Source organism: Salinisphaera aquimarina, from assembly GCF_042643355.1.
GTDB classification, from domain to species: domain Bacteria; phylum Pseudomonadota; class Gammaproteobacteria; order Nevskiales; family Salinisphaeraceae; genus Salinisphaera; species Salinisphaera aquimarina.
On sequence record NZ_JBHRSS010000003.1, the window covers coordinates 667,087 to 688,155 of the forward strand.

Below are 21,069 nucleotides of genomic sequence, written 5' to 3' on the forward strand. Positions count from 1 at the left end.
CAGCACCATGCAGCACCCGCGCCACGGCGGCCCATTGGACATTGGTATCAAAAAGGAATGACTGTGGCGAAACGATGGCTGCGCAATGCATTGATTGCGCTAAGGTAGCATCAATGCAGCGCCCGATGCCCACGCGCAATGCGCGCTCGGGCGCAGCGTGGAACCCCCGTCGAGGAGCGCCACCAGCCCCGGTTGCGCGCAACGCCGGCGTAACGAATAAGCCCTACGACCACGGACCGCCATGACCCCAGAGCTTCCTGTCTTCGAGCACGCCCATATCGAACGCGACGCGCGTGGCGTCTACACGCTGACGATCGTCGACGCGAAGTCGCTGAACATTCTCGGCACGCCGGTGCTGGAGGGTCTGACCCGCGCGCTTCACTGGATCGCCGACCAGACCGACGCGCGAACGCTGGTGCTGCGCGGCGGCGGCGACAAGGCGTTCGTGGCCGGCGCCGATATTCATGAGATGCACACGCTGGACGCCACCAGCGCGCCGGTGTTCATCACCCGGGTACGCGCGCTCTGCGACGTCGTGCGCGACCTACCGGTGCCGACCATTGCCCGTATTCCCGGCTATTGCCTGGGCGCCGGCCTGGAACTGGCCGCCGCCTGCGATATCCGACTGGCGACGACCGACGCCGTGTTCGGCATGCCGGAAGTCCGGGTCGGTCTGCCGTCGGTGGTGCAGGCCGCGCTGTTACCGGCGCTGATCGGCCAGGGCGCGACCAATTGGCTGCTGCTCACCGGCGAGAACATCGACGCTGCCCAGGCACGTGCCTGGCATCTGGTGGAGTTCCTGTGCGAACCGGGGCAGCTGGACGCGCTGGTCGAACGCAGCGTGGCCGCCATCGTGGCCAGCGGCCCGCGTGCAGTGCGCTCGCAAAAATCATTGCTGCGGTATTGGCAGCAGGCGGATCTGGAGGCAGGAATGGATCGCAGCGTCGAGCATTTCGCTGACGCATTCAGCGATGACGAACCACAGCGTTATATGGCGCCTTTCACCCGGCGCCGCAGCTGACGTGCGACTGGCCACCCGCCGCCGCATGACCTCCGGCGCGGCGGCGCTGGCACGCGGGCTGCTGGCACTCGTTCTGCTCTACGGGCTGGCGGTGCTGCCGCATACGCCCGGCGGCTTCGCCCAGCCCTCGTGGTGGCCGCTGCCAGCGGAAACGGCAGTGATCGCGCTGCTCGCCCTGCTGCTGCCGCGCGCGGGGTTCAACCTGCTGCGCGTGGTCGTGACCCTCGCCGCGGCCCTGGTGCTCGCTCTCAAGCTCGCCGACCTGGGCACGTTCGCGGCCTTCAACCGCGGTTTCAATCCGCTACTCGACGCCCAGCTGCCGCGGTTCGGCTGGAACGTGCTGTCGCATTCGATCGGCACCGGGCTAGCCCTCATCGCCTCGGCCGGCGCGGTTTTGCTGCTGGCCATCACGCTTGCGCTACTGTTCTGGACTTTGGGCGGGCTGCGCGACTGGCCGCGCACCGCGCGCCGAATCCTCGCCGGCATGAGCCTGCTCGGTCTGGCGACCTGGTTGCTGCCGGCGCTGATGTGGCCACAGCGGGCGCCGCTGCTGGCCGATGCGGCAACGACAAGGCTGGTCGGCGCCCGGGGCGTACAAATCGTGGCCTCGGCTCGCGACCTGGCGCGTTTTCGGCAAACGCTGGCCGCCGATTCACAGTCACCTGCTCCCGAGCCGCTTTTCAAAACACTCGCAGACAAGGACGTGTTGCTGGTCTTCGTCGAGTCCTATGGCCGCAGCGCTATCGACCGGCCGCTCTACGGCGATGTGATCAAGCCACGGCTGGCCACTTTCCAGCACGAGATCGGCGCCGCCGGTTTTCATGCCCGCAGCGGCTGGCTGACCTCGCCGACGTTCGGCGGCCAGAGCTGGCTGGCGCACGCGACGCTGCTCTCGGGACTGTGGATCGACAACCAGCCACGCTACGCGGCGCTGATCGACAGCGACCGGTTCTCGCTGAACCGGCTCTTTGCCCACGCCGGCTGGCATACGGCCGCGGTGATGCCGGCGATCACCCGCGCCTGGCCGGAGGGCGACTGGTACGGCTACGACGCTACCCTCGGCGCCGCCGATCTCGGGTATCGAGGCCGGCCGTTCAACTGGATCACGATGCCGGATCAATACACGCTGGCCGCGATCCAGCGTGACCTGCTGACCCCGGGCGATCGGCCGCCGGTGATGATCGAAACCGCGCTCATCTCCAGCCACGCCCCCTGGACGCCGATTCCGCCGCTGCTGGACTGGCACACGATCGGCGACGGGCGGGTGTTCAACAAATATGCCGACGCCGGCGATCCGCCCGAAGTCGTCTGGCAGGATTACGACCGGGTACGCGCCCAGTACCGCAAGGCGATCGATTATTCGCTACAGACGCTCGCGTCGTTCATCGCGACCCGGGCCAACGATGACCTGGTCGTGATCATTCTCGGCGATCACCAGCCCGCGCCGCTGGTCACCGGCGACAACGCCTCACGCGATGTGCCCATCCATATCATCGCCCACGATCCCGCGGTGCTGGAGGCGATCGGCGGCTGGCATTGGGCCGCGGGCATGACCCCCGGCGATGGGACGCCAGTGTGGCGGATGGACGCTTTTCGCGATCGCCTGATCGAGGTCTTCAGCCGCCCTCACTAGTCCCCTTCCATCGTAACCAACAGATCACCGGCCGCCACGGTTACGCCCGTGGATACGCTGACCTCGGCGATCTTGCCGTCGCGCGGCGCGGATATCGTGGTTTCCATCTTCATCGCCTCCAGGCCCAGCAGTGCCTCGCCCGATTTGACCTCCTGCCCGGCCTGGACGGCCACATGCACCACCATGCCGGGCATGGGCGCGCCGACGTGATCGGGATTGGCCTTGTCGGCTTTCGGATGTGCGACCAGCGCATCGCTGTCCGCACGGGCGATACGGATCGGGCGTTGCTGGCCGTTGAGTTCGAAGAACAGGCGCACCAGCCCTTCCTCGTCGGCCTCGGCCTGGCCCTGGAGGCTGATAACCAGCCGCTTGCCGGCCTCGAGATCGACATGGCTCTCCTCTTCACCGCGCAGGCCGTAGAAGAAGACCTGGGTGGACAGGCCGCTGACCTCGCCGTAGCGCGAGCGGTGCTCGACGAAATCGCCAAACACCTTGGGGTACATCAGGTGCGAGGCCAGATCGCTGTCGGTCAGTTCGTAGCCGAGTTTCTCGCCGGCCTGCTTGCGCTCGGCTTCGAGATCGACGTCCTCGAGCATGGCGCCGGGGCGATCGGTGAGCGGTTTTTCGCCGCGCAGGACCTTCTTCTGCAGCGCTTCGGGAAAGCCATCGGCGGGGAAGCCCAGTTCGCCCTTGAACAAGGCCACCACCGAGTCCGGAAAATCGATATCCACGTCCGGATCGGCGATCTCCGCGGCGGTGCGGTCGTTTGAGACCATGTGCAGCGCCAGATCGCCCACCACCTTCGAGGTCGGCGTGACCTTGACGATATCGCCGAACAGCTGGTTGACCTCGGCATAGGCCTTGGAGATCTGCGGCCAGCGGTCGGCCAGGCCCAGCGCCCGCGCCTGTTCGCGCAGGTTGGTGTACTGCCCGCCCGGCATCTCGTGGCGATACACATCCGAGGTGCCGGCCTTGATGTTGGCCTCGAACGGTTCGTAGAAGCTGCGCACGCCTTCCCAGTAGTCGGACAGCTGCTGCATGGCATCGCGATCGAGCGCCGGATCGCGCTCGCCGTGTTGGAGCGCGGCGGCAATCGAGCCGAGATTGGGCTGGGAGGTGAGCCCGCTCATCGAATCGAGCGCGCCGTCGACGGCATCCACGCCCGCGTCGATGGCTGCCAGCAGGGTGGAGGCGGCAATACCGGAGGTGTCGTGGGTATGGAAATGAATCGGCAGACCGGTTTCTTGCTTCAACACCCGCACCAGTTCACCGGCCGCGCGGGGACGACAGATACCGGCCATGTCCTTGATGCCGAGCACGTGGGCACCGGCGTTCTCCAGCGCCTTGGCCTTGTCGACGTAGTACTTGAGGTTGTACTTGGGCCGGCCCGCGTCGAACAGATCGCCGGTGTAGCAGATCGTGCCTTCGCAGACCGCGCCCGATTCGATTACCGCATCCATGGCCACGCGCATGTTCTCGACCCAGTTGAGCGAATCGAACACGCGGAAGATATCGATGCCGTTGCGCGCGGCCTGCTGCACGAAATAACGCACGACGTTATCGGGATAGTTGGTATAGCCGACCGCGTTCGAGGCTCGGAGCAGCATCTGCAGCGGAATATTGGGCACCGCCTCGCGAATCAGCTGCAGGCGCTCCCAGGGGTCTTCCTTGAGAAAACGCATGGCGACATCGAAGGTCGCCCCGCCCCAGCATTCCAGCGACAGCAGACCGGGCAGCATGCGGGCGTAGTGCGGCGCCACGGTGACGATGTCGCGGGTGCGCATGCGCGTGGCCAGCAACGACTGATGGGCGTCGCGCATGGTGGTATCGGTGAGCAGCACGCCTTTCTGTTCGCGCATCCACTGGCCGAATTCGGCCGCACCGCGCTCCTTGAGCTCGTCGCGCAGGCCGCGCGGCGGCGGCGTGGTGAGATCGATACGCGGCAGCGGCGCGGCGGGAAAGACCGTCTCGGGCGGCGTCCGGCCTTCCATCTCGGGATGACCGTTGACGGTGACATCGCCGATATAACGCAGCAGGCGGGTGGCGCGGTCGAGCCGGGCCTTGAAGATGAACAGCTCGGGCGTGGTGTCGATGAAACGGGTGGTGTAGTCGCCGGCGACGAACTGCGGGTGGCCGATGACGTTTTCCAGGAACTGCAGGTTGGTCGACAGCCCGCGAATCCGGAATTCGCGCAGGGCACGATCCATGCGCGCGATGGTCGCCTCGGCGGTGCGCGCCCAGGTCGTGACCTTGACCAGCAGCGAGTCGTAGTAGGGCGTGATCACCGCGCCGGTATAGGCGGTACCGCCGTCCAGGCGCACGCCGAAACCCGCACAGCTGCGATACGCGGTCAGCCGACCGTGATCGGGCGCGAAGCCGTTGTCCGGATCTTCTGTGGTCACCCGGCACTGCAGGGCGTGACCGTCGATACGGATGTCGTCCTGCGCCGGCAGCGCGTCGTCGGCGCCGATCTCGGCGCCTTCGGCGATACGGATCTGGGCGCGCACGATATCCACGCCGGTGATCTCCTCGGTCACCGTATGCTCGACCTGAATACGCGGATTGACCTCGATGAAATAGTAGTTGCCGGAATCCACATCGAGCAGGAACTCCACCGTGCCGGCGCCGACATAGCCGACGTCGCGGCACAGCCGGAGCGCGGCCTCGCACAGCCCCTGACGGGTCTGCTCGTCCAGATACGGCGCGGGCGCACGCTCGACCACCTTCTGGTTGCGACGCTGCACCGAACAGTCGCGCTCGAACAGATGCACGACATGACCGTGGGTATCGCCCAGCACCTGCACTTCCACGTGGCGGGCGCGCTCGATGAGCTTTTCCAGATAGACGTCATCGTTGCCGAACGCGGAGCCGGCTTCGTTGCGCGCGGTCGCGACCTCGCCCAGCATCTTCGCCGGATCCTCCACGCGGCGCATACCGCGTCCGCCGCCGCCCCAGCTGGCCTTGATCATGATCGGATAGCCGAGCTCGTCGGCGATCTTGACGATCGCATCGTCGTCGTCCGGCAACACCTCGGAAGCCGGGATCACCGGCACTTCGGTGCGCTCGGCGGCGTGCCGCGCCGAAACCTTGTCACCGAAAGCTTCGAGCACTTCGGCCGGCGGCCCGATGAATACGATACCCGCGGCCTTGCAAGCCTTGGCCAGTTCGGGGTTCTCGGCCAGGAAACCGTAGCCGGGATGAATCGCGTCGGCGCCGGCGCTGCGTGCGATCTCGATGATCGCGTCGATATCCAGATAGGCCGCGATCGGCTTGGCGCCGGCGCCAACCAGATAACTCTCGTCGGCCTTGAACCGATGCAGCGCAAAACGATCCTCGTGGGCGTAGATCGCCACCGTGCGGATAGCCATCTCGTTGGCCGCGCGCATGACGCGGATCGCGATCTCGCCACGATTGGCCACGAGCAGTTTTGTGATCTTCGCCGTCATCGATTCCCCCGAAACAAAGGTTGCACTGTGAACAGTCTAGCCTGTTACAACGCGGCGGCGCACTAGCCGTGTACCGTATACAGAAGGGCAGCGCGCCGGATCGGTGGTCCCGCGTGATCGCTCATCCGCTGATCCCGACCCAGAACACGCGCCAGGCCGAGCCCAGGCGGCGCTCGTATTCGGCGCGCGAATAAATGAATCGCTCACTGTAGAGCCCGTCCATCAGGCAATAGAAGGCGTCGACGAACGTGCGCTCGTCAAGATCTCGCCAGCATTGCTCGCGTACGCCCTGCTCGAACAGGGTCCGCAGATCCGCGTCGATACGCGCTTCGCTGCGGGCATTGATGGCCCGAATTTCAGCGGCCAGCGGTTCTGGCGGAAACAACAGGCAGCGCTTGTAGAACGCACCCTGGGCCGCGGTGAAGATGAAACCGCTCAGATCCTGCACCAGCGCCCGCAGGCGTTTTTCGATGCCCTCGTCCACATGGGCGGACAGGCTGGCGTCGTGGACAGTGAAGAATGTGTTTTCGACGGTATCCACCAGCGCCAGAAAGAGCGCCTGCTTGCTGTCGATATGGTTGTAGAGCGAGGGCTTGCGGATTCCCACCGCCGCGGCGATCTGGGCCAGCGTGGTGCCCTCGTAACCCTGGCGGGCGAACAGATCGAGCGCAACGGCACGAATACGCGCCGGCGTCGGCAGAGTCTCTACGTCGGTCATGGCGTCATTCTAGGGCCTGTTGCCATTTCGTACGAGACCGCGCCAAGGGCTGTTTTGCGGCAAGACGAGGCGTCAGCACGTGCTGCGTAGTCATTCTACGCAAGCGTGCTGTAACGCCGTATTGCCGCGGATTGTTATTTGTTGGGCCCTTGTCCCGAAGGGTTGGGCCTCAAATCACCGCAGCCGGCGTTGCAAGTCTTGATCGTGGCTCGCCACGACCGGCGACTCGCGCCTTGCCTGACGCCCCTGGTTATCGTTTATGGGAGGACGCCAGCGCGGCGCTCGCACGAAACGGCAACAGGCCCTTGCGCGCCCGCAGCAGACGACGGACATACCAAGCTTTGCAGGACGGCCGATCAGCGCTATACTACCGACCGTTAGTTAGCATTGAATCGATCATGAAGACATGGATATGGCTGCTCGCCGCGGCGGCCACGGAAGTCGGCTGGGTCTGCGGCGTGAAGGCGGCCGACAGCCCGCTCGACTGGGCAGCCACGATCGCCTGCATCATGGCCAGCTTCGTCCTGGCGCTGGCCGCCGCACGCCAACTGCCGGCGACCACGGTTTACGTCATCTTCGTGGGCCTGGGCGCGCTCGGCACCGCGGTGCTCGACATACTGGCGTTCGGCGCTGCCCTGCATGCGTCCAGCCTGGCGTTTCTCGCGCTGCTGCTCAGCGGCGTGATCGGACTCAAGCTGACCGCAAGCGACGACGCGTCGAGGAAAGACTGAAATGAACTGGCTACTGCTGATCGCCGCGGGCGGCTTCGAGATCGTGGGCGTGGCCGGCTTCGAACGTCTCACCCGGCACCGCTACGCAACAGGATTGATGCTGGGCATCAGCGGTTTCGCGCTGGGCCTGACCTGCCTGCGCCTGGCCATGGACACCATTCCGATGGCCATCGCCTATGGCGTGTTCACCGGCATTGGCGCGGTCGGCAGCACGCTCGTGGGCATGGCGTTCTGGGGCGATTCGGCTCGCCCCGCCCGGCTGGCCTGTATCGCGATGATCATCATCGCAGTCGTCGGGCTGAAGAACACTCTGTAGGAGCCTGTCGGCCCACTCGAATGCTAGAATCAGGGCATCGATTTCGACCACGGTTCCCGGTGTGGACAAGCAACTGCTGGATATTCTCGTCTGCCCGGTGAGCGGTGCCCCGGTATCGCTGGCGGATGCGGCGCTGCTCGAGCGCGTCAACGCGCGTATCGCCGCCGGCGAGATGCACCATGCCGACGACAGCGCCGTCACCGAGCCCCTGGACGTCGCCCTGGTCACCCGCGATGGCACCACGCTCTACCGCGTCCACGACGGCATTCCGATGATGCTGCCCGAACGCGGCATCGAGCTTGCGCCGCGGGCGTGAGCCATCGGGCGGGGCGCACCCCCGGCAATAGCGACACGCTCGAACTGTTCGTCGATCACGTCACCCACGTCGATTGCGGCGTGCTGGACCCACGCAGCGGCCTGAGCGGCCATACCTGGCTGGTCGATGCCACGCTCACCGGCCAGCGCGACGCCAGCGGCATGCTGTTCGATTTCGGCCCCGCGAAGCGCCTGCTCAAGCGCGAAATCGACGCGCTGATCGATCATCGATTGCTGGTGCCACGGCTGGCCAACGGCATCAGGCTAGACGGCCCGCTCATCACGCTGACCGCCCACGACGGGGCCGGCATCGACTACCGCGGCCCTGCCGCCGGCGTGGCGATATTCGACGCCGAAGCCATCGACTCGACCCTGCTCGAGCGCTGGCTGACCGAACGTATCGCGCCGCAGTTGCCGGCCAATATCGACGCCCTGACCCTGGCGTTGCGCGAAGAGCGCATCGACGGCCCGCACTATCACTACTGCCACGGCCTCAAGAGCCACGACGGCAACTGCCAGCGCATGGGCCACGGCCACCGCTGCCGACTGGCCATCGCGATCGACGGCGTGGACCAGCCGGAGATCGCACAGCAGTGGGCCGATCGCTGGCAGGGCATCTTCATCGGCCAGCGCGAGGACTGGGTCGAGACCGACAGGCACGGCCGCCATCATTTCGCCTATCGTGCCGAACAGGGCGATTTCGCCTTCGCCATCGACGCCGGGCGCTGTGTGATCCTCGACGGTCCGCCGACGGTGGAGAACATCGCCGATCATATCGCCGGCGAGCTCAGGCACGCGCATCCGGCGCAGCATATCGCCGTGCGCGCCTATGAAGGCGTCGGCAAGGGCGCGGTTGCCCGGCGCGGCTGACCCGTCCGCCATGATCGGCGCGAAAGCGCTAAAATGGAGCTACACATTTCGTGAGTGTCGCTGTATGTCCTGCTATCTGATCACCAACGCCCGTCTGGTCAACGAAGGCCAGCGCACCGAGTCCGATGTGCTGATCGAAAACGGTCGGATCGCGAAGATCGCCGCGTCGATCGATGCGCCTGCCAACGCCCAGGTCATTGATGCCGAAGGCAAGTTCCTGCTGCCGGGCATGATCGACGACCAGGTGCATTTCCGCGAGCCCGGCCTGACCGAAAAGGCTGACGTGACCAGCGAGTCGCGGGCCGCGGTGGCCGGCGGCATCACCAGTTTCATGGACATGCCCAACGTCAAGCCGCCGACCATCGACAACGACGCGCTCGCCGCCAAGCTGGCGATGGCCAAAGGCCGCACGATGGCCAACTACGGTTTCTATCTGGGCGCGACCAACGACAATATCGAGGCGATCAAGGGCGTGGACGTGCGCCTGGCGCCGGCGATCAAGATCTTCATGGGCGCCTCCACCGGCAAGATGCTGGTCGACAATGAAGCCGCGCTCGAGGCCATCTTCGAACACGCCCCGCTGCCGATACTCACGCACTGCGAAGACACGCCCATGATCGAGGCGAACGCCGCGCGTGCGCGCGAGCAGTACGGCGACGACGTGCCCATGAGCGAGCACCCGGTCATTCGTTCGCGCGAGGCCTGCTACGCGTCGTCGTCCAAGGCAATCGCCCTGGCCAGGCGCCATGACGCCCGCCTGCATATTCTGCATATCACCACCGCGGACGAGCTGGACCAGTTCAGCGCCGGGCCGATGGCGGACAAGCGGATCACCGCCGAGGCCTGTGTTCATCATCTGTTCTTCACAGAGGCCGACTACGCCGCGCGCGGCACGCTGATCAAGTGCAATCCGGCGATCAAGAGCGCCGCCGACCGCGCCGCGCTGTTGAAAGCGGTCGGCGACGACGTCATCGATGTTCTGGCGACAGACCATGCGCCGCATCTGCTGGAAGAGAAGAACAACAGCTATTTCAAGGCGCCGGCCGGTCTGCCGCTGGTCCAGCACGCGCTGGTGTCGCTGCTCGACCACGTCAACGACGGCCATTTCACGCTCGAACAGCTCGTGCAGAAGAGTGCCCACAACGTCGCCGACCGTTTCGATATCGCCGAGCGCGGCTACATCCGCGAAGGCTACTGGGCGGATCTGGTAGTGGTGGACATGAACGGGCGCAGCGTGGTCGACGACGAGCCGGTGCTGGCCAAATGCGGCTGGACGCCCTTCGCCGGCCATACCTTCCGGAGCCGTGTAGTGAGCACGTTCGTGTCTGGCCAACTGGCCTTCCATGAGGGTAAACTTAGCCAAGGCTGTATCGGCGAGGCGCTCGCCTATGACCGGTGAGCCGTGCTGAATCATTCAGCGCATCGGCGGTCCAAACGCGATAGGGCTGCCTGCTTACTTGAGGTGTCGATCCATGCAAACCAGTGATCTGCGCAAAGCCGGGCTCAAAGCGACGCTGCCGCGCCTTAAAATCCTGGAAGTTCTTCAGCGCAACAAGCAGGATCACCTGTCGGCCGAGGATGTCTATCGTCGGCTCATGGCCGACGAGGAAGACATCGGCCTGGCGACCATCTACCGCGTGCTGTCCCAGTTCGAGGAAGCAGGGCTCGTCATCCGCCATCACTTCGAGGACGGCCACGCCCTGTTCGAACTGGAACAGGGTCCGCATGACCATCTGATCTGCGTGAAATGCGGCAAGATCGAAGAATTCTTCGACAACGAAATGCAGCAGCGTCAGCGTGACGTGGCCCAGAAATCCGGCTTCGACCTGTCCAAGCACACGCTCGTGCTCTACGGCGAATGCCAGACCGCGAACTGCGAGAACGACACCGGCAAGAAGAAGCCGTCCTGAGGCAGGACGCCGCCTCTGACGCCACGCACGGCGGGCAACCCCTCCCCGTTTGTCGATCGAGCGAGCCGTGTGGATACGCCTCGCTCCGAAGCGGGCTCTATTCGCCTCCGGTCGTGTTCGACAGGCGCTCGTTGCGCCCCGCCTCACGGATGAGTTCCTGCATCGCGGTGGCAGCGGCAGACAAGGGATAGCGCCGCCGGGTGATCAGCCCGAGCGTGCGCGCGACCGTCGGCGCCACCAACGGCCGATGGTCGATGCCCGCACCCGAGATCTGGCGAAAACTCAATGCCGGCAGCACGCCGATACCCGCGCCGGCGGCGATGATCCGCCCCACGGTGGCGATCTGGCTGACCTCACAGATGATGTCGAGCGATTCGCCCACGCCGGCAACCGTTCGATCGATATCGCGCCTCGAACTCGATAGCCGGCTGATGCCGACAAACGGCCAGCCGGCCAGTTGTGCCCATGCCACCTCGCCCTGTTCGAGCAGCGGATGGCCGAGCGGGCAGACCGCTACATAGTGGTCGTCCAGCAAGGCTTCGAACGCCAGGGCATCGCTGGCTACGGGGGGCACGGTCAGGCCCATGTCGGCACGCCCTTCGCGCACCATCTGATCCACCTCCTCGCCCAAGGCGTCGTGCAGGCCGAGATTGATACGCGGATAGCGATCCCGCAGCGTGGCCACCAGCCCCGGCAGCAGTCCGGCCGCCAGGGTTGGCAGCGCGGCGATGGTGACCTTGCCGCGCTGCTTGGAAAACAGCTCGTTCAGATCGCCGAACGCTTCAGCCCAGTCATTGAGCAGCCGCGCTGCCACCGGCAGGAACGCTTCGCCCTCCGGCGTGAGCGAGAGTTGCCGCTTGGTGCGTGCAAACAACGGGCCACCGACCGCCTCCTCGAGCTTGCGTATCGCGATACTCAGCGCCGGCTGCGATAGATGGATACGCTCGCTGGCCTGCGCCAGGCTGTGGGCCTGGGCGACGGCGACAAACGCCCGGAGCTGCTGGATGCTGGCATTCATTTTTATAAAATAAAACAAAAATTAAAAACTATTCAATATACAAAACTATCCCGGCAAAGGATTCTATATCGACGAGGTACTGCCCAAGACGGTGCCCGACTATAAAAACAACGGGCCGTCAGTGCCCCCGAGGAGAAACTCATGCACAAGCGCTTCATCGCCTTGGCGGCGCTCGCCGTCGCCGCCGTCATGACCAGCGGCAACGCGGTCGCCCAGACACGCCTGCTGATCGGCTCGACCTCGAGTTCATCGAGCCACTACAGCTATTTCGTGGCCGTCAATCAGATCATCAATCAATATGTCGACGGCGTGAGTTCGTCGGTGGTCGAAACCGGCGCGACCGTGGACAACCTGCGGCGTCTGAGCCGCAACCAGATCGATATGGGACTGGTGACCACCAACACCGGGTATCACGCCTACAAGGGCACGGGCGCCTTCAAGAGCCGCCCGGTCGATACCCGGCTGCTCTGGGTCTACACCGTCGCGCCGCAGAATGTGGTCATGCGCAAGGATGCCGGCGTCGAGACGCTGGCCGGGCTGGACGGCGTGCGCCTGAACCCCGGCATCACCGGCTCGGCGACGGAAAGCACCACCGAATCGGTATTCAAGGCACTGGGCATCGAACCGGACTATGTACGCGGCTCGACCACCGACGTGGTCAGTTCGATCAAGGACAACCGCATCGCCGGTTACGTCAAGTCCGGCGTGGGCAATAACCTGGACGGCTCGACCCTGGATATCGCCACCTTCACACCGATCCGTCTGCTCTCCCTCGACGACGCCCAGGCCAAGACGCTGCGTAGCGAAATGCCCGATATAGCGGTCGTCGATGTACCGGAAAGCGCGTCGAAAGACGTGCCCGCCTATCGCACCTGGGCCTTCGGTGTCGCCGTGCACGCCAGCCCGGATATGGACGACGAGACCGCCTACAAGATCGTCAAGGCCGTCATGGAGCATACCGACACCCAGGCCAATGCCTTTTCCGCGATCAAGGGCACCGACATGGCACGCACCACGCTCGACGTGGGCAGCGTACCGCTGCATGCCGGCGCGGCGCGTTATTACCGTGAACAGGGCATGACGATTCCCGACGCGCTCAAGCCCGTCCAGTAACGCCGGGATCAGCGCATGCGCGATATCCTGACCAAACTGCTGGCGTTTGCGCTCGGCGGGCTGATTCTCTACACGTCGGCGGTCGGTCCGTTCGAGAGCCTGATGCAGCGGGCGCTGTTTCTGGCGCTGGTGCTGCTGCTGGGCCTGACGATCTATCCGCTGGGCAAGAATACCCGCTGGCGGAGCATTGGGATTGTTGTGGACACGGCCCTGGCTGCCGGGGTGATCGTGTCCTGCGGCTATGTGGCCATGCACCACGAACGCATCCTCACCGAGCTGCCCTGGGCGACGCCCGGCGACATGTTCCTGACCGGCATTCTGCTGGTGACCATTCTGGATCTGTCGCGGCGCGCGATCGGGGTGATCTTTCCGCTGATGGTCATCGCGGGCCTGGCCTACGCCTTCCTGGGTTCGATGATTCCCGGCCCGCTCGGGCATCGCGGATTCGGCCTGGCGTTTGTCACCGAAACCATCTACCTCGGCGACCTGGGCGTGTGGGGCATGCTGGTCGGGGTGGCCGCGACCACGATCGCCGCCTTCGTGCTGTTCGGCTGCATGCTGCTGCATACCGGCGGCGGCCAGGCCTTCATGGATCTGGCGCTGCGCGTGAGCGGGCGCTCGCCCGGCGGCGCGGCGAAAGTGGCGACCGTAGCGTCGGGCCTGTTCGGCATGGTCAGTGGCAGCGCGGTGGCCAATGTGGCCACGACCGGCAACTTCACCATTCCCATGATGAAGCGCCTGAACTATCCGGCACCGTTCGCCGCCGGCGTCGAAGCGGTCGCCTCCACCGGCGGCCAGATCGCGCCACCCATTCTGGGCGCCGCCGCGTTCATCATGGCGGAAATCCTCGGCGAGAGTTATGTCCGCATCGCCCTGGCGGCCCTGCTGCCGGCGTTGCTGTTCTATCTCGGGGTTTTCCTGACCATTCATATGGTGGCGCGCCGGCGCCAGCTCCGGGTCGTGCCCGCCGAGGACATGCCCAGCTGGACGAACGTGCTGCGCCCCGCGCGTATCGTGCCGATTCTTGCCGCACTGGGCGGCCTGTTCTATGGCGTGCTCACCGGCCGCTCGATCCAGACCGCCGCGTTCTTCGGCATTGTCATGACCGTCGTGTCGTATACGCTGTTCGCGCTGCTGGCCGGCACCGGCCCGCGCGAGATTCTTTCACGCCTGCTCGACGGTGTCACCGATGCCGGCACGGGTATGGTCATCATCGGCGTGCTGCTGGCGGGCGCGCAGATTCTGGTGGCGATGATCGGCATGACCGGTATCGGCGTCACCCTGGCCGGGTTGATCGTGGATGTCGGCGGCCAGTCATTGCCGCTGGTGGCACTCATCGTCGGCGGCGTCTGTCTGGTTCTCGGCATGGGCATTCCGACCACGGCGGCCTATGTGCTGGTGGCGTCCGTGCTCGCGCCGGCACTGACTCAGATCGGGGTCGAGCCGCTGGTCGCGCACCTGTTCGTGTTCTATTTCGCCACCCTGTCGGTGATCACGCCGCCGGTGTGCGTCGCGGTGTTCGTGGCGTCGGGCATCGCCCAGACCAACTGGCTGCCGGCGGCGCTGGAAGCGGTCCGTCTGGCCGCTGCGATATACGTCATCCCGTTTCTGCTGCTGATCTACCCCGCGCTGGCCGGTTTCGGCAGCTGGTGGGCGATCGTACTGGCGGCCTGTCAGGGCGTGATGTTCGTCATCGCCTTTTCCGCACTGATGTCGCGCGTGTCGATAACCGGCCGCCCGCTTGCCGACATCGCGGCGCTGACGATCGCGGTCGCGCTGGCGCTCACCCCGGGCTGGCTCAGCACGGCGGCCGCCTTTGCGGTGCTCGCCGGTCTGTATGTCTACCACCATCGTCATGCACCGCACGCACCGGATAACTCCGCCGGCTGCCAGGGCGCTCGAACCGGCGAATCCAGCCCATGACATTTCTTCTGGGCAGTGGCGCGGGATTTTCCGGAGATCGCACCGACGCGGCGATTCCGGTGGTGGCGGAACTGGTTCGCCGTGGCCTGCCCTGCGCGCTGATCTTCGAGACCCTGGGCGAACGCACCCTGGCGGCCGCGCATCGCGCCATGCGCGACGATCCGGCAGCGGGCTATGAACCGTTGCTGGATGAACTGATCAGCCCGATACTCGCGGATTGTCTCGATCACGGCATCGCCATACTGGGCAACTTCGGCGCGGCCAATCCACGGGGCGCCTGTGATCGGATCGCCGATATCGCCGCGCGGCTCGACCGCCCCGACACCCGGATCGGCTGGGTTCAGGGCGACGATATTCTCGATCGGCTCGACGCGGTCGACCTGATCGCCTGGGAAGCCGAAACACGGGCCCTGCCCCAAGCCGACACGCTGATTTCGGCCAACGTCTATCTGGGCGCCGCGCCGCTGGCAGACGCACTCGCGCAGGGCGCACAGGTCGTGGTCAGCGGCCGGGTCGCCGATCCGGCGTTGTTTCTGGCGCCGCTCGTGCATCATTTCGGCTGGCGCTGGGACGACTGGGATCGCCTGGCTGCGGGCACGATGGCCGGCCATCTGGGTGAATGTGGTGCCCAGGTCACCGGCGGCTATTTCGCCGACCCCGGCTACAAGGATGTCCCCGGCATGGCGCGGCTGGGCTACCCGATCATCGAAGTCGCCGAAGACGGCGGGCTGATCGTCACCAAGCCTGCCGACACCGGCGGGCTGGTCACCGAGCAGACGGTCAAGGAACAGCTGCTCTATGAAGTCCACGATCCGGGGCATTATCTGACCCCGGACGTCGTCGTCGATCTCAGCGCGGTCACGGTGCAGCAATGCGGTCCCGACCGGGTGGCCGTCACCGGCATCCGGGGCAAACCCGCGCCCGAGCGGCTCAAGACCACGGTCTGCTACGACGGCGGCTACCAGAGCGAGGCCGAAATATCCTACGCCGGCCCCAACGCGCTGGCACGCGCGCGGCTGGCGGGACAGATCCTGCTCGAGCGTCTTACTTTTCGCGCGCCGCCGGAACTGCGCAAGCGCCTGGATATCATCGGCGCAACCAGCGTATTCGATGACGACGGGGGCAGCCTGGGGGCTCGCGCCGACGCCGCTGTCGATGGCGATTATCGACTGCGGCTGGCGGTAGAGCACGCCGAGCGCCGCTGGGTCGAGCGTGCCAGTCAGGAACTGCTCGCGCTCTATTGCGCCGGGCCGGCGGGCGGCGGCGGCGTGCGTAGAAGCTTCCAGCGCCGTGTATGTACGGCCTCCTATCTGGTCAAACGCGACGACGTCCACGCCTTCGCGACGCTGCTAGACCCGCTGCGCAGGAGATCGGCCCATGTCGCCAGTTGAGCCATCGGACGACGAGGTCATGGTGCGACTGCAGGAACTGGCGCACGCACGCGCCGGCGACAAGGGCGATCGTCTCAACCTGGCTATGTTTGCCTATCACGCGGCGTACTACGACACGCTGCTGGCACAGGTCACCGAAGAGCGCGTCACGGCCCTGTTCTCCCATCGCGGCACCTGCGCGGTGCGTCGCTACCCGATGCCCGGCCTGAACGGCATGAACCTCGTGATCGACGATGTCCTCCAGGGCGGCGTCAACGGCGCGCTCAATCTCGATGGCCACGGCAAGACCCTGTCGTTCCTGCTGCTCGGCATGGACATCCGTATTTCCCGGAAACTTCTGCAGACTCCGGCAACGGGAAAACCCGGGTAGACGCGGGCATCCGGCCAGTGCGTCGGCTAGCCGGCCGAAGAATCGCGGCCATTGCCTCATGCGATAGCCCAACCGCCGCCCCGCGCACGTTCGGCGCTGGCGCCTGTTTGGGTTAGAATCCGCCGCGATCGGTAAGGATACCGCTCATGTCCGCGGCTCGCGCATTGTCCAATCGCACGCAGACACCTACTTACAGATTCGAATGCAGGCGCTGTTTCATGATCAAACCGCACGGTTCCGATACGCTCAACCCGCTTTACGTCGCCGACGACAAGGTACGCGAGCAGCTGGTCCAGGAAGGCCATGAATTGCCGGCGCTCACCGTGAGCTCCGCCGCGGCCGCCAACTGCGTGATGCTCGGCGCGGGTTATTTCAACCCGCTTAAAGGCTTCATGAGCAAGGCCGATGCGTTGTCGGTGGGCGAGAACATGCGCACCACGGACGGGCTGTTCTGGCCGGTGCCGATCGTCAACATGGTCGATGATATCGAGCCGATCAAGGGGGCCGCGCGTATTGCGCTGCGCGACCCGAACGTCGCCGGCAATCCGGTGATCGCGGTGCAGGACGTCGAAGGCATCGACGAGATCAGCGAAGCCGAGCTGGCCACCCTCGCCGGCCAGATCTTCGCCACCGACGACCCCGAGCACCCGGGCGTGGCCACCTTCAACGGGCTGGGCCGCTATATCGTGCATGGCCCGATCCAGGTGCTGAACTTCAGCTATTTCGAGAAGGACTTCCCGGACACCTTCCGCACCGCGGGTTCGATCAGAGACGAGTTCGCCGAGCGCGGCTGGGAGAAGGTCGTAGCCTTCCAGACCCGCAACCCCATGCATCGCGCCCATGAAGAGCTGTGCAAGATGGCGCTGGAGGCCACCGGCGCCGACGGCATCCTCATCCACATGCTGCTGGGCAAGCTCAAGCCCGGCGACATCCCGGCCAACGTACGTGATGCCGCCATCCGCAAGATGGTCGACGTCTATTTCCCGGAAAACACGGTGATGATCACCGGCTACGGCTTCGACATGCTCTATGCCGGCCCGCGCGAGGCGGTGCTGCATGCGGTGTTTCGCCAGAACGCCGGCTGTTCGTATCTGATCGTCGGCCGTGACCATGCGGGCGTGGGCGATTTCTACGGCCCCTTCGACGCCCAGACCATCTTCGAGGAACAGGTACCGGCCGACGCGCTGGATATCGAGATCTTCGCCGCCGACCACACCGCGTTTTCCAAGAAACTCGGCAAGGTGGTGATGATGCGCGACGTGCCCGATCACACCAAGGAAGACTTCGTGATCCTGTCCGGCACCAAGGTTCGCGAAATGCTCGGCAACGGCACCGCGCCGCCGCCGGAATTCTCGCGCCCCGAGGTAGCCGAGATTCTAATGGACTATTACCAGAGCAAATAACGCTTCGGTGATCGAAAAAGCCCGCGGCGCGTCAACACGCCGCGGGCTTTTTCATGTCTTCGTGTCAGGCCGGGCCCGACACTTCATCCGGATTCGCCGCCCCGACCTGCGCCGTTTGAAGCGCGGCATCGAGATCGACCCGCCGCATCGCGCTGATCGCGACTTCCAGCGCGCCTTCGCCACACAGCCCGGAGATCGCGGCGTCCTCATAGCCAGCCAGCGCCGCCTCGATACAGGCATCGCGCACGCTGGCAGCAAGCGCCCTTCGGTCCTCCTCGTTCACCGGCTGTCCTCCAGATAACGCTTGAGCACCACCGCATTGTTGCACTCGGTATCGCGGGCCGCGAACAGCAGCGTCAAGCCCGGGTCCGCAGCCCGGTCACGCAGCTGGGCGATCAGGTCCGCACCGGCCTGGTTCAGCTCCGCACGATAGGCGCTGGCAAATTCTTCCCAGCGCTCCCGGTCATGGCCAAACCATTGCCGCAGCGCCCTTGACGGCGCCAGCTCCTTGCGCCATTCATCCAGCGCGGCATCAGCCTTGGCCACACCGCGCGGCCAGATACGGTCGACCAGCACGCGATAGCCGTCGTCGTCCGCGGCCGCGTCGTAGATTCGTTTCAGCCGGATGCCCATTGCCGAAGCTCAGTTGCCGCCGGAGCGGCCGCCGCCCTCGTAGGGAACTGGAAGCGCGCCAGCGCTTTGGGCGGTCAACTCGAGCGATTTGTTATACAGATCCGAAATACCACTTAATTAACTGAACGATTAAGCCTAGAACGGTTACGCCAATCAGTGCTCCAGCTAGTCGGTTAGCCATACTGGCAGTTCTCATACTATCGTGGTGCTGACGCTCTTCGCGCTCATATTGGCTCAGCGTGGCCATCGCTTTTGGCTCAACAACATAAAGATGATTATCTTTTAGCTTGAGATCTTTCGTCGCTACTAGTGAATTCATTACAAGCTTAAGATGTGCCTCGTGCTCTTTGCGGTCTGGATGGTAGAACCAGCGTCGTCCGTGTCGCTGCATTCCCAGATATAACGGGTCGAATACAGAGTTCGGACTTTGAAGTTCTTTCTCTACCAAGTAAAAAAGCAACTCTATTCTTTCTGTTCTTATAAGCTGCTTTTTATTGAACCTGCGCTGCAGAAAGCGCGCTTTTACTATTTGAAAATCGTGCCAACGTAATTTCTGACAAAGCAGAAACTTCCAAGCGCTCGTGTAGTTGAACTCATTACCTTTGTAGTAGTGCTCAATCTTCACAGCCGCTTGGCCGGAGGAAATGGATGCGTTTAAAAACGTACAATCGCGCCCGTCGCGCTCTTGATACCAGAGCCGCCCCGAATATCCGCCAGGTTCTTTTTCCTTAACAAGCAGTTTGAGCTCAAGAGCCGCGAAATCTAAATAAGCCGCGTAAAAATCATTCGAACTCGCTCTAGGCCCAGATAGGGGTATAGACCGTGGCGCGGGCTTTTTAAGTGCGAGATCTAATGCAGCTATTTTAAACATAGGTGTAACGCCGAGCCGCCGGCCTATGCTGGCGTGTCGCTTCGGCCACTCATGTGGCAATTCCGCAATCAACGTCCATCGCGCAATCCAGCGCGGTCTGCCGGTCCTCCGGCTGCAGCGTGGTATGCGTGATCGAAAAACGCTCGGCCAGCACCGTCTGCAGCCGCGGCAGAATCGTCTGCCATTCCGCCATCTGAGCAATCTCGATATGCGCGGCCAGTGCCGCCTGGCTCGAGGACAGGCTCCAGATATGCAGATCGTGTACCGACTGCACGCCTTCCACGCCGGCCAGTTCCCGACTCACCTGGGCGGCGTCCATGCCCTTGGGCACGCCCTCCATGAGCACCTGCACCACGTCCTTGAGCAGCCGCCAGGCGGAGACCAGGATCAACGCGCTGACCAGCAATGACAGGATCGGATCGATCGGCATCCAGCCGGTCAGGATGATCACCAGACCGGCGGCGAGTGCGGCCACCGAGCCGAGCAGATCGCCCATGACGTGAATCAGCGCACCGCGCACGTTCATGGTCTGTTCGCCGCGCATCAGGATGGCGGCCACGACGATATTCATCACCAGGCCAATGCCGGCGATGATCATCACCGGCGCGCCGGCGACCTCGCGCGGATCGGCAAAACGCTCGATCGCGGAGACGGCAATGGCGACCACGACCGCGATCATCAGCACCGCGTTGATCAGCGCGCCAAGCACCTCCGCGCGCTGCAAGCCGAAGGAATGCACCTTCGAGGCCGGGCGTTTGGCCATCCAGGCGGCGAACGCACCGATCGCCAACGATGAGCTGTCGGTGAACATATGGCCGGCATCGGACATCAACGCCAGCGAACCGGCCCACCAGCCGCCGATCGCCTCGACAAAGGCGAAGGCCAGCGTCAGCAGCAGTGAGAAGATCAGCACCTTGCCGGTGCCGCCGTGATGGTGATGGCCACCAAGACCGCCGTGGTCATGACCGTGCGAATGACCGTGGTTGTGGTCATGTGTGTGGCTATCTTTGGATGCGCTCATGGCGCGTCCTCCTCGTCGCTGTGTTCCACCATGTCACGCAGCACGCGCTGGACGTGTGCATCGGCCGCCACATAGAACACCTGCTTGCCGCGTCGCTCGGCGCGCAGCAGACGCGCCGAACGCAACAAGCGCAGGTGATGGCTGGCCAGCGACATGGAAATATCGATATCGGCCGCCAGCGTCTGCACGCTGCGCGGCTCGTCGAGGCAGGCATAGACCAGCGACAGCCGATTGGGCTCGCCGAGCAGGCGAAACATTTCAGCCAACCGTATCGTCTGGCCGGTGCCCAACACCTGCAGTTCCAAGTAGGTCGTCATGCATACCTCGACAATTGAACAAGTATTGTAACGAGGTGGCGCACGTTAT

At 64.5% G+C, this 21,069-nt stretch carries 21 protein-coding genes; 13 read left to right on the top strand and 8 right to left on the bottom strand.

Features of this window, described 5'->3' with window-relative positions; all coding sequences use genetic code 11:
• Window positions 1-241 precede the first annotated feature (241 nt).
• Window positions 242-1,021 carry an enoyl-CoA hydratase gene (locus ACFOSU_RS06605; RefSeq protein WP_380687702.1) on the top strand — a complete coding sequence of 260 codons (780 nt, stop codon included), beginning with the start codon at window positions 242-244 and terminating at the stop codon, window positions 1,019-1,021.
• Between the two features lies 1 nt (window position 1,022).
• Window positions 1,023-2,654, top strand: a complete 1,632-nt coding sequence (locus ACFOSU_RS06610; RefSeq protein ID WP_380687704.1) for a sulfatase — start codon at window positions 1,023-1,025, stop codon at window positions 2,652-2,654.
• On the opposite strand, the gene ACFOSU_RS06615 is transcribed toward ACFOSU_RS06610, so the two are convergent.
• Together ACFOSU_RS06615 and ACFOSU_RS06620 are read right to left on the bottom strand one after the other, a co-directional pair.
• The gene (locus tag ACFOSU_RS06615) at window positions 2,651-6,100 is read right to left on the bottom strand and encodes a pyruvate carboxylase (protein ID WP_380687706.1); all 3,450 of its coding nucleotides are present in this window, start codon (window positions 6,098-6,100) and stop codon (window positions 2,651-2,653) included. The genes ACFOSU_RS06610 and ACFOSU_RS06615 overlap by 4 nt on opposite strands.
• Window positions 6,101-6,221: 121 nt before the next feature.
• Window positions 6,222-6,818, bottom strand: a complete 597-nt coding sequence (locus ACFOSU_RS06620) for a TetR/AcrR family transcriptional regulator (protein WP_380687708.1) — start codon at window positions 6,816-6,818, stop codon at window positions 6,222-6,224.
• Between the two features lie 398 nt (window positions 6,819-7,216).
• Between ACFOSU_RS06620 and ACFOSU_RS06625 the strand changes: the two genes are divergently transcribed.
• The 6 genes from ACFOSU_RS06625 (at window position 7,217) to fur (ending at window position 10,960) form a co-directional block, all read left to right on the top strand.
• Window positions 7,217-7,549, top strand: a complete 333-nt coding sequence (locus ACFOSU_RS06625; RefSeq protein WP_380687710.1) for a DMT family transporter — start codon at window positions 7,217-7,219, stop codon at window positions 7,547-7,549.
• 1 nt (window position 7,550) lies between these two features.
• Window positions 7,551-7,865 carry a DMT family transporter gene (locus ACFOSU_RS06630; protein ID WP_380687711.1) on the top strand — a complete coding sequence of 105 codons (315 nt, stop codon included), beginning with the start codon at window positions 7,551-7,553 and terminating at the stop codon, window positions 7,863-7,865.
• A 61-nt stretch (window positions 7,866-7,926) separates the two neighbouring features.
• Complete coding sequence (locus ACFOSU_RS06635) at window positions 7,927-8,181, top strand: Trm112 family protein (RefSeq protein ID WP_380687713.1); 255 nt, start codon at window positions 7,927-7,929, stop codon at window positions 8,179-8,181.
• A complete protein-coding gene (locus ACFOSU_RS06640; RefSeq protein ID WP_380687715.1) occupies window positions 8,178-9,050 on the top strand; it encodes a 6-pyruvoyl trahydropterin synthase family protein in 873 nt (290 codons plus the stop codon). The genes ACFOSU_RS06635 and ACFOSU_RS06640 overlap by 4 nt, the downstream gene beginning before the upstream one ends.
• Window positions 9,051-9,114: 64 nt before the next feature.
• On the top strand, window positions 9,115-10,449 hold the full coding sequence (locus ACFOSU_RS06645; RefSeq protein ID WP_380687717.1) for a dihydroorotase: 1,335 nt from the start codon (window positions 9,115-9,117) through the stop codon (window positions 10,447-10,449).
• Between the two features lie 73 nt (window positions 10,450-10,522).
• Entirely contained in the window at window positions 10,523-10,960 is a 438-nt protein-coding gene (gene fur, locus ACFOSU_RS06650) for a ferric iron uptake transcriptional regulator (protein WP_380687719.1), read from the top strand.
• A 97-nt stretch (window positions 10,961-11,057) separates the two neighbouring features.
• Here fur and ACFOSU_RS06655 read toward each other — a convergent pair whose 3' ends face one another.
• Window positions 11,058-11,978, bottom strand: coding sequence for a LysR family transcriptional regulator (locus ACFOSU_RS06655; RefSeq protein WP_380687721.1), 921 nt, complete (start codon window positions 11,976-11,978; stop codon window positions 11,058-11,060).
• Between the two features lie 141 nt (window positions 11,979-12,119).
• Between ACFOSU_RS06655 and ACFOSU_RS06660 the strand changes: the two genes are divergently transcribed.
• The 5 genes from ACFOSU_RS06660 to sat all read left to right on the top strand — a co-directional run bounded on the left by ACFOSU_RS06660 (window position 12,120) and on the right by sat (window position 18,178).
• Window positions 12,120-13,091, top strand: a complete 972-nt coding sequence (locus ACFOSU_RS06660) for a TAXI family TRAP transporter solute-binding subunit (protein ID WP_380687723.1) — start codon at window positions 12,120-12,122, stop codon at window positions 13,089-13,091.
• Window positions 13,092-13,106: 15 nt separating this feature from the next.
• The gene (locus ACFOSU_RS06665; protein WP_380687725.1) at window positions 13,107-15,014 is read left to right on the top strand and encodes a TRAP transporter permease; all 1,908 of its coding nucleotides are present in this window, start codon (window positions 13,107-13,109) and stop codon (window positions 15,012-15,014) included.
• On the top strand, window positions 15,011-16,405 hold the full coding sequence (locus tag ACFOSU_RS06670; protein ID WP_380687727.1) for an acyclic terpene utilization AtuA family protein: 1,395 nt from the start codon (window positions 15,011-15,013) through the stop codon (window positions 16,403-16,405). Before ACFOSU_RS06665 ends, ACFOSU_RS06670 begins: the two co-directional genes overlap by 4 nt.
• Window positions 16,392-16,775, top strand: a complete 384-nt coding sequence (locus tag ACFOSU_RS06675; RefSeq protein ID WP_380687729.1) for an AtuA-related protein — start codon at window positions 16,392-16,394, stop codon at window positions 16,773-16,775. Before ACFOSU_RS06670 ends, ACFOSU_RS06675 begins: the two co-directional genes overlap by 14 nt.
• A 218-nt stretch (window positions 16,776-16,993) precedes the next feature.
• Window positions 16,994-18,178: a sulfate adenylyltransferase gene (gene sat / locus ACFOSU_RS06680; protein ID WP_380687731.1), complete on the top strand. Its 1,185-nt coding sequence runs from the start codon at window positions 16,994-16,996 to the stop codon at window positions 18,176-18,178.
• Between the two features lie 64 nt (window positions 18,179-18,242).
• Here the strand turns inward: sat and ACFOSU_RS06685 are convergent, their stop codons facing one another.
• The 5 genes from ACFOSU_RS06685 to ACFOSU_RS06705 form a co-directional block, all read right to left on the bottom strand.
• On the bottom strand, window positions 18,243-18,461 hold the full coding sequence (locus ACFOSU_RS06685) for an acetyltransferase (protein WP_380687733.1): 219 nt from the start codon (window positions 18,459-18,461) through the stop codon (window positions 18,243-18,245).
• The gene (locus tag ACFOSU_RS06690) at window positions 18,458-18,811 is read right to left on the bottom strand and encodes a DUF488 domain-containing protein (RefSeq protein WP_380687735.1); all 354 of its coding nucleotides are present in this window, start codon (window positions 18,809-18,811) and stop codon (window positions 18,458-18,460) included. Before ACFOSU_RS06690 ends, ACFOSU_RS06685 begins: the two co-directional genes overlap by 4 nt.
• Before the next feature lie 91 nt (window positions 18,812-18,902).
• The gene (locus tag ACFOSU_RS06695; RefSeq protein WP_380687737.1) at window positions 18,903-19,682 is read right to left on the bottom strand and encodes a hypothetical protein; all 780 of its coding nucleotides are present in this window, start codon (window positions 19,680-19,682) and stop codon (window positions 18,903-18,905) included.
• A 49-nt stretch (window positions 19,683-19,731) separates the two neighbouring features.
• Window positions 19,732-20,703, bottom strand: coding sequence for a cation diffusion facilitator family transporter (locus ACFOSU_RS06700; protein WP_380687739.1), 972 nt, complete (start codon window positions 20,701-20,703; stop codon window positions 19,732-19,734).
• Window positions 20,700-21,020: an ArsR/SmtB family transcription factor gene (locus ACFOSU_RS06705; RefSeq protein ID WP_380687741.1), complete on the bottom strand. Its 321-nt coding sequence runs from the start codon at window positions 21,018-21,020 to the stop codon at window positions 20,700-20,702. Before ACFOSU_RS06705 ends, ACFOSU_RS06700 begins: the two co-directional genes overlap by 4 nt.
• Window positions 21,021-21,069 lie beyond the last annotated feature (49 nt).

What these genes read in the sequence shown, in the direction of transcription:
- ACFOSU_RS06605 (WP_380687702.1), top strand. Translation starts at nt 242, where the DNA reads ATGACCCCAGAGCTTCCTGTCTTCGAGCACGCCCATATCGAACGCGAC.
- ACFOSU_RS06615 (WP_380687706.1), bottom strand. Translation starts at nt 6,100, where the DNA reads ATGACGGCGAAGATCACAAAACTGCTCGTGGCCAATCGTGGCGAGATC.
- ACFOSU_RS06620 (WP_380687708.1), bottom strand. Translation starts at nt 6,818, where the DNA reads ATGACCGACGTAGAGACTCTGCCGACGCCGGCGCGTATTCGTGCCGTT.
- ACFOSU_RS06625 (WP_380687710.1), top strand. Translation starts at nt 7,217, where the DNA reads ATGAAGACATGGATATGGCTGCTCGCCGCGGCGGCCACGGAAGTCGGC.
- ACFOSU_RS06630 (WP_380687711.1), top strand. Translation starts at nt 7,551, where the DNA reads ATGAACTGGCTACTGCTGATCGCCGCGGGCGGCTTCGAGATCGTGGGC.
- ACFOSU_RS06645 (WP_380687717.1), top strand. Translation starts at nt 9,115, where the DNA reads ATGTCCTGCTATCTGATCACCAACGCCCGTCTGGTCAACGAAGGCCAG.
- fur (WP_380687719.1), top strand. Translation starts at nt 10,523, where the DNA reads ATGCAAACCAGTGATCTGCGCAAAGCCGGGCTCAAAGCGACGCTGCCG.
- ACFOSU_RS06655 (WP_380687721.1), bottom strand. Translation starts at nt 11,978, where the DNA reads ATGAATGCCAGCATCCAGCAGCTCCGGGCGTTTGTCGCCGTCGCCCAG.
- ACFOSU_RS06660 (WP_380687723.1), top strand. Translation starts at nt 12,120, where the DNA reads ATGCACAAGCGCTTCATCGCCTTGGCGGCGCTCGCCGTCGCCGCCGTC.
- ACFOSU_RS06665 (WP_380687725.1), top strand. Translation starts at nt 13,107, where the DNA reads ATGCGCGATATCCTGACCAAACTGCTGGCGTTTGCGCTCGGCGGGCTG.
- ACFOSU_RS06670 (WP_380687727.1), top strand. Translation starts at nt 15,011, where the DNA reads ATGACATTTCTTCTGGGCAGTGGCGCGGGATTTTCCGGAGATCGCACC.
- ACFOSU_RS06675 (WP_380687729.1), top strand. Translation starts at nt 16,392, where the DNA reads ATGTCGCCAGTTGAGCCATCGGACGACGAGGTCATGGTGCGACTGCAG.
- sat (WP_380687731.1), top strand. Translation starts at nt 16,994, where the DNA reads ATGATCAAACCGCACGGTTCCGATACGCTCAACCCGCTTTACGTCGCC.
- ACFOSU_RS06690 (WP_380687735.1), bottom strand. Translation starts at nt 18,811, where the DNA reads ATGGGCATCCGGCTGAAACGAATCTACGACGCGGCCGCGGACGACGAC.
- ACFOSU_RS06695 (WP_380687737.1), bottom strand. Translation starts at nt 19,682, where the DNA reads ATGTTTAAAATAGCTGCATTAGATCTCGCACTTAAAAAGCCCGCGCCA.
- ACFOSU_RS06700 (WP_380687739.1), bottom strand. Translation starts at nt 20,703, where the DNA reads ATGAGCGCATCCAAAGATAGCCACACACATGACCACAACCACGGTCAT.
- ACFOSU_RS06705 (WP_380687741.1), bottom strand. Translation starts at nt 21,020, where the DNA reads ATGACGACCTACTTGGAACTGCAGGTGTTGGGCACCGGCCAGACGATA.